This window comes from Pseudoalteromonas sp. S1727, from assembly GCF_005886375.1.
Classification (GTDB): Bacteria; Pseudomonadota; Gammaproteobacteria; order Enterobacterales; family Alteromonadaceae; genus Pseudoalteromonas; species Pseudoalteromonas haloplanktis.
Map to the genome: position 1 here is coordinate 93107 of NZ_PNDT01000009.1, position 6800 is coordinate 99906.

The window sequence follows — 6800 nt, forward strand, 5'->3', positions numbered from 1 at the left end:
ATGCTTTCACGAATATTATGCCTGGCGCTGCTCACACCTACTGCATTTAACGCTTTCGCCGCGCAAAACGATATAGAACGTATTACGACTACTGCATCTCGTTCAGAAGTAAACGCTGACCCTCTACCATTGGTAATTAGCAGTATCACTAATGCACAATTGGAGCTAATTGCCCCAACCCATATTGAACAAGTCTTAAAACAAGTTGCTGGGGCAAATATCCAACACGGTAATGGCCAAGAATATTTACCGGCACTGCGATCGCCGGTGCTTTCAGGCGCTGGGGCTTGCGGTGGTATTTTAACAGCAGAAGACGGCATTCCTCTACGTGCGGCTGGTTTTTGTAATATCAATGAGTTATTTGAAGCGCATACAGAAATGGCCCAGCGTGTTGAGGTGTTAAAAGGCCCAGGCTCTGCCCTATACGGCTCCAATGCCGTGCACGGGGTTATTAATGTGATCACCCCTGATACCACTTTTGATGAAAGTTTACTTGGTGTTGATTTAGGCTCATACGGCTACAGCCGATTTAAATTACGCAGTGGTAAAGACTTGGGCAATCAAGGGATTGGTATTAATGCCAGTGTCACTCGCGATACTGGCTACCGTGATGATGAAAGCGTTGACCAAGAAAAACTCAACGTACGCCATCGCTATACACATGATGATCTCGCTATTACTACAGGGCTAACTTACACCCATTTAGATCAGCAAACAGCAGGGTTTATCGAAGGCTTTGAAAGCTATAAAGATGATGAAATAGCCCAGCAGAATTTTGATCCTGATGCATTTAGAAAAGCCCGTTCTTTTCGGCTTTGGTCAAAAGTGCAGTGGCAAACCGCAAAAGATACGTTCACCATCACACCGTATCTACGCAGCCAGAGTATGACTTTTTTTAAACACTTTTTACCAGGCACTCCTCTTGAAAAAAACAGCCAAAATGGCGTTGGTGTGCAATCACTTTGGCAGCATCAATATTCAAGCGAGTTTGCTCTTAGTGTAGGATTAGATAGCGAATACACCCGTGCAGAATTTTTGCAATATCAAGATCAGCCAACTCAAGGTTCAGCATTTTTAGTCGCTACAGTGCCACAAGGTAAGCATTACGATTACGATGTAACCAGCACGCTACTGGCGCCTTTTATCAGCCTCGATTGGCAATGGCAACAACTTGCTATCAGCTTAGGTGCTCGCTTTGAGCAACTTAATTACGACTACACTAATAATATGCTCGCAGGGCGTACAGACGAAAATGGTAACGAATGCGGGTTTGGTGGTTGCCGTTACTCGCGCCCGCCAAGTAGCGAGAACACCTTTACTAATACATCTCCTAAATTAGGCCTTAGTTACCAATTAAGTGCAGATCATTATCTATACGCAAACTTATCGCGTGGTTACCGTGCCCCACAAGCCGCTGAGCTTTATCAATTAGAGCGCGCACAACAAGTTGCTGACCTTGAATCTGAAACCGCAGACAATCTAGAGTTCGGTTTTAAAGGGCAATACCAACAATTACATTATGTTTTCTCAGCGTACGCAATGAATAAAGAAAATGTCATTTTTCGCGACAGTGACTTTTTTACCATTAATGACGGGCAAACTCAGCACCGCGGTATTGAACTGGAGCTGGATTATCAGCTTACTGAATCACTCCAACTCGCTTTTGCTGCAAGCCATGCTGAGCACACCTACGACTATGACCAAGTTTTATCTGGTATAAACATTAACGGCAACGATATAGACACTGCACCGCGTAATATCGCCAACTTCCAAGCTAACTGGCAAGTTACTAATAACACCTTAATTGCCATTGAGTGGCATCATGTCAGTGATTATTTTACCGACCCTGAAAACCTGCACAGCTACAACGGTCATGATCTAATTAATTTACGTGGGGCTTGGCAGCTAACTGAGCAGCTAAAGCTAACCGCGCGAATTAACAACCTAACCGATGCCGCTTATGCCGAGCGCGCCGACTATACTAGCTTTACCGGCGACCGTTATTTTCCAGGGCGACCACGTAATATAATGTTCTCAGCAAGTTACGCTTGGTAGCAACCACGCTTAAGTAGGTTCGCCAAATAGCGAACATAATTGTACAAAACCAAAAAGATAGCCATATAGCGAACATAAGTCGATTACATTTTACTGTAATAGCTGTTTATATTGCTCAGTTAAGTGCACCTTAAGTTCGGGGTGCGCTGCTAACAATTCAACCAACTGTGTTTTAGCGGCTACTGTATTTCCCTCTGCAATGAGTGTATCTATGCGCTTAAATTTATTTGCTACCTCTGCGGTGACGATTTCAAGCTCTAGTAACAACGTACTTTTCGCTGCCATGCTTGGTACTGCAAATTGCCTTCCAGCCATTTCTTCACTGCGTTGGCGCTGTTGGTTTTGTTTTAATTGCATCATTTTAGCTTGCGCTTCGCTTTGCATCATCTGCAATTGGGCGAGGCATTGGCGGCATTAAGCTAATGCTGGCGTTTGGGTGCATTATCCCTTGTGGCATTGCTTCGTAACTTTCAGCATGTAGTCGCTGCCTTTTTTGCATCTGCTCTTGTGTAACTAACATCTGTTCAGTGCGGGCTTTACTTTGCGTAATTTCAACTTCATCTGCTTGCTCTTTTACTGAGTTTTGTGTTGCTTGTTTGCAGCCAGTTAAAACTACTAAAACGGCAAGACTTAACACCGTAAGACTCATTTTTTTGTTATTGCATAATCATGTAAAACGTTATTCATAAGTCAACTTTTAAAGTCAAATTTGGATTACTACAGCTATAAACGGATGACTTTAAAAAGTGGGGTTAATTATTTTTTAATGAGCTATAGATACCACTAATTGTTAAGAATAAGTTATTCAAAAATAAAGACTAAGGAGTAGTCAATTTAATACCAACGCCATTCCCCTTCGGGTATAATTACGCCACCTGCCATCGACTTGGTGACTTTAGTTTTGTATTCAGCGCCTACTAAGCGGACTGTGTTTTCTTCCGCTATTTTAATTCTTGGTATTTTCTTTATTGCCACAAACTTACGTGCTCCAGTAACAGGCATTGCGCCTGTACTTGAGGATATAATTGCGTCTTTTAGCCTTTCACCATCACAAGCGGGTATGTTAACAACACTACCGCTTCTGGCCTTTGCATTAGCGTCACCACTGGCTAATTGGCTTGCTAAAAAACTCGGGCTAGAAATCTCATTATTTATAGCTTTGCTGCTAATTGGTGCAGGTTTAGCGTCACGCTTAATAACAAACCTACCTTTGTTGTATCTAGGCACAGCTATTATCGGAGTGGGTATTGCGATTGGTAACGTCCTATTGCCAAGCTTAATTAAGCGAGATTTCCCACATAAAGTCGCGGTAATGACCTCGGCTTATGTACTCGCAATGGCCATTTTTGGCGGTAGCTATGCGGCGATTGTATTCCCGCTGAGTCAGTATCAGGATATCGGCTGGCAACTTGCACTGGCAAGTTATGGCTTGCTGACTTTACTGGGTATTATTCTTTGGTTCCCGCAGCTTAAATACCACACAAAACCCGTAAAAGAGCTGGTTAATACGCAGGCGAACAGTAATGTTTGGCGACAATCACTGGCATGGCAAATCACGCTTTTACTAGGGCTTAACTCATTTTTTACCTACATTATGGTCGCTTGGTTACCAAGTATTTTAATTGAAAACGATATATCACCACTACAAGCCGGTGCCATGCAAGGTGCATTTCAAGCAGCATCGGCAGTGCCTGGGATTATTTTAATTCCTTTATTAGCGAGGCTCAAAGATCAGCGTATTTTAACCAGTACGTTAGCACTGCTTGGCGCACTTTGCTCTTTTGGCTTATTGTTTATGCCTGAGTTAGCACTATTTTGGTCAATAACGTTGGGGTTTTGCTCTGGGGCATGCTTTATATTAGGTTTGTCGTTTGTCAGTTTACGAACACATAATAGCCGCCAAGCCGCGTCATTATCTGCCATGGCACAATGTATTGGTTACCTAATAGCGGCAACAGGCCCAATGCTGGCGGGTGCTTTACATGACCACTTTAATAGCTGGGCACCAACATTATGGTTATGTGCTATCGCCAGTTTTGGCTGCGCCGTATTTGGCTACCTTGGCGGGCGCAATATCACTTTGAAAAAAGATCTGTAAGCCAACTTAGTAAAGTCTGCTTTTGAGGTTGTTGAGAGCGGTGCTTAGCAACCCATTTTTTGTTAAGTGCCTCACACTCTTCACGTCGCGCTTGCGCTAAATTAGCACGAGCAGCAAACTGTTGGCGTTGTTCTGCACTTAACTCATTATCGAATGTAAATTGTGACTGCTTAACAGTCCGGTTTGACTTTACTGAGCTACACATTAGCTGCCTCCCAAAATATCTCTTTTAAGTAGACAGCAAAACGACTAATTTTCTTTCAATTATTTACTCGCTGGAACGGTCTCAAAACCCTTTATGTTATTAATTTCTTTTAACCAAGATGGGCTTGAACGGCACCAAATTTGCGCTTTTGGAGTAAGTTGCTCGCGCTGCTCAACCGCACCCAAACGTAGGCCATAAACTTTCTCGCCCTCGCCAACTGAAGTGGCATACAAAGAAGTACCGCAATTACCACAAAAACCTTGTGCACGCTTATTACCACTTTCGGCAATCTTTATATATTCTTTTGGTGCGGCAGCAGTAAAGGTAACCGCGTTAGGATGCGATATTACTACAGTGCGAAATGGCGCACTTGCGATGATTTGGCAATCAGTACAGTGACAGTTAATTACCTTGTTTTCGTCTACCTCTGCCGTGTAAGTTACTTCCCCGCAATGACAACGCCCAGTGATCTGCATAATAATCCTTAAAATAATTTATTTATTAATGTCTAAAACTCTACGTTAAAAATTGCTAAAAACACAGTAATACTGAGTTTTTGCAACAAATAAATTAGACCGGATCAACGATTTTTATATTGCGTCTTACAGTGACTCCGCTCAACTGCGGGATCACGTAATTTAAGATGCTTTGTTACTCGCCCTGCATGGCGTTTTCGCCAAGCTTTAAATGAGCCAGCCGATACATTAGCACGCATAAAATTAACTAACTGAGAGTAATTTAACCCATAAAGATTTTCAATGGCTTCAAATGGTGTGCGATCTTCCCACGCCATCTCGATAATTCTAGACACTTGACTACAATCAAACATAACAGACTCTTTTGCAAAGTACCTTTATACCCAATCTAGCAAAAATTAGATCAAGCTATAATTTCAACTCGCCAAGGTGGATTCAAGCGATTAGACCCCGCCCAATAAAGCTTAATTTTATTGCCTGATGGATCTTTTAACACCGCTTCTTGCCATAAATAACGCTGCTCGGTGATCGTGGATTCAAACTCAATGCCTTTATCTTTTAAGGAGGCGACCCACTTTTCAAGTTCTTCGCTTTCAAAGTAGATAACCGCACCATTATTAAACGTATCATCGGTTAATAACAAAGAAAATGTGGCTTTATTAGGGCACTCAAAACGTGAGTAATGAGGCGTTTTTACAATTTGTGTAAAACCCATAGCCAAGTAAAACTGGTTGGCTTTTTCGATGTCACAGACAGGTAAAGTGATTTGATTAAGGTTCATAGTCGCTATCTAAATATTGAGTTAGATAACGACTTTAAAACCTTAACTTAACTTGAGGTCAATGAATAATTTGCATTTTGATATTAAGAAGCTTGGTAGCGATTTGCTTGTTTGATACTAGCAAAGTCGTTAAAGCGAACACCGTGTTTTTTCATTACCGCTAACACTTTCTTGCTGATCATCTGACGCAAATAAAACGGCTGATTCGGCACAAAGTGATGAATTGTATGGGTATGGCCAAAGTTAAAACAAAACAAATGAAATGGTGCAAACAAACGACTCGTTAATACATGAGTTTGCTCCAGCATATTGTTTACACCGCCATAGTAATGCATTGAAGATGTTACAAAATTAAGTGAGCTTGAACGTACAATATTAGGCACGATCAGTACCACCATTAAGAACTCAAACACCGCCATCACATCTAACAGTAAAACCGGTGAATTAGTTTCAAGTGGCATAAATAAGTTCACCGAATGAAATACAATCACGCTATATAAAATTGCAAAATACGCGGTAGTTACCGGAAAACCGGCATTAAACACTTTCAAAAAGCTAAAGCCTTTAATTTCTTTACTAAAGCGTTTAGTGTTAATTAGTAAACCAAGCAAGCCGTCAACAATCACTAATGCGCGTAAAAATGGGTTTTTAATGCCGTTACCAACTAAGCGCTCTTCAAGATCTTGATCAGTGCCCGAAGTTTTATGATGATGTAAATGCATTTTGCGGCGATACCATGGGCTAATGGTGTTTGGTCGCATTAGCCAAACGGTTAGCATCATAAAGTTATGTAAAAAAGGTTGGTTACTAAAATACTGTTTATGGATCAGATCGTGTTCGAGTTCGTGTGAAATTGAAGTCGCAATGGCCGCTAATACAATACATAACCAAACTGGAATAATAGCAAAATAATAAAGCGCACCAACCCCAATTAAGGCACCGAGTGATAATAATAAAATAGCCATCCCGATAGTATTCTGATGGGCTAATAACGGATGCTTTTGACGAAGCTTGGCTTCTTCAGCTTTAATCGCCTTAACAATAGCTTGAATATTTTCTTTAGCACTTAACGTGTTCATAAATAGCAACTGATAATCAAAGTTGCGCAGATCATACCCGAATAAATAAAAAGCTGCCATAGCGGGCAACGAGTAACGGGCAACGAGCAACGGGCAACGGGCAACG

General features: G+C 41.6%; 9 protein-coding genes. 2 read left to right on the forward strand and 7 right to left on the reverse strand.

All coding sequences use genetic code 11. The features are described from left to right. Positions 1-2055 (forward strand): TonB-dependent receptor, encoded by a 2055-nt coding sequence (locus CWB85_RS02605; RefSeq protein WP_138554023.1) that lies wholly within the window; start codon positions 1-3, stop codon positions 2053-2055. A 90-nt stretch (positions 2056-2145) separates the two neighbouring features. Here the strand turns inward: CWB85_RS02605 and CWB85_RS02610 are convergent, their stop codons facing one another. Beyond that, positions 2146-2415 (reverse strand): hypothetical protein, encoded by a 270-nt coding sequence (locus CWB85_RS02610; protein ID WP_138554024.1) that lies wholly within the window; start codon positions 2413-2415, stop codon positions 2146-2148. A gap of 1 nt (position 2416) precedes the next feature. Further along, entirely contained in the window at positions 2417-2704 is a 288-nt protein-coding gene (locus tag CWB85_RS02615) for a hypothetical protein (RefSeq protein WP_138554025.1), read from the reverse strand. Positions 2705-2983: 279 nt separating this feature from the next. Here CWB85_RS02615 and CWB85_RS02620 point away from each other — a divergent pair, with 279 nt between their 5' ends. Then, on the forward strand, positions 2984-4153 hold the full coding sequence (locus CWB85_RS02620; protein WP_138554034.1) for an MFS transporter: 1170 nt from the start codon (positions 2984-2986) through the stop codon (positions 4151-4153). Here CWB85_RS02620 and CWB85_RS02625 read toward each other — a convergent pair. The 5 genes from CWB85_RS02625 to CWB85_RS02645 form a co-directional block, all read right to left on the reverse strand. Further along, positions 4131-4358 carry a vWA domain-containing protein gene (locus CWB85_RS02625; RefSeq protein WP_138554026.1) on the reverse strand — a complete coding sequence of 76 codons (228 nt, stop codon included), beginning with the start codon at positions 4356-4358 and terminating at the stop codon, positions 4131-4133. The two genes, CWB85_RS02620 and CWB85_RS02625, sit on opposite strands and share 23 nt — an antisense overlap. Before the next feature lie 59 nt (positions 4359-4417). Further along, entirely contained in the window at positions 4418-4834 is a 417-nt protein-coding gene (locus CWB85_RS02630; protein WP_138554027.1) for a GFA family protein, read from the reverse strand. A gap of 104 nt (positions 4835-4938) precedes the next feature. After that, positions 4939-5187 carry a TIGR03643 family protein gene (locus CWB85_RS02635; protein WP_138554028.1) on the reverse strand — a complete coding sequence of 83 codons (249 nt, stop codon included), beginning with the start codon at positions 5185-5187 and terminating at the stop codon, positions 4939-4941. A 50-nt stretch (positions 5188-5237) separates the two neighbouring features. Next, on the reverse strand, positions 5238-5615 hold the full coding sequence (locus CWB85_RS02640) for a VOC family protein (RefSeq protein WP_138554029.1): 378 nt from the start codon (positions 5613-5615) through the stop codon (positions 5238-5240). 83 nt (positions 5616-5698) lie between these two features. Next, on the reverse strand, positions 5699-6694 hold the full coding sequence (locus CWB85_RS02645) for a fatty acid desaturase (RefSeq protein WP_138554030.1): 996 nt from the start codon (positions 6692-6694) through the stop codon (positions 5699-5701). Between the last annotated feature and the right edge of the window lie 106 nt (positions 6695-6800).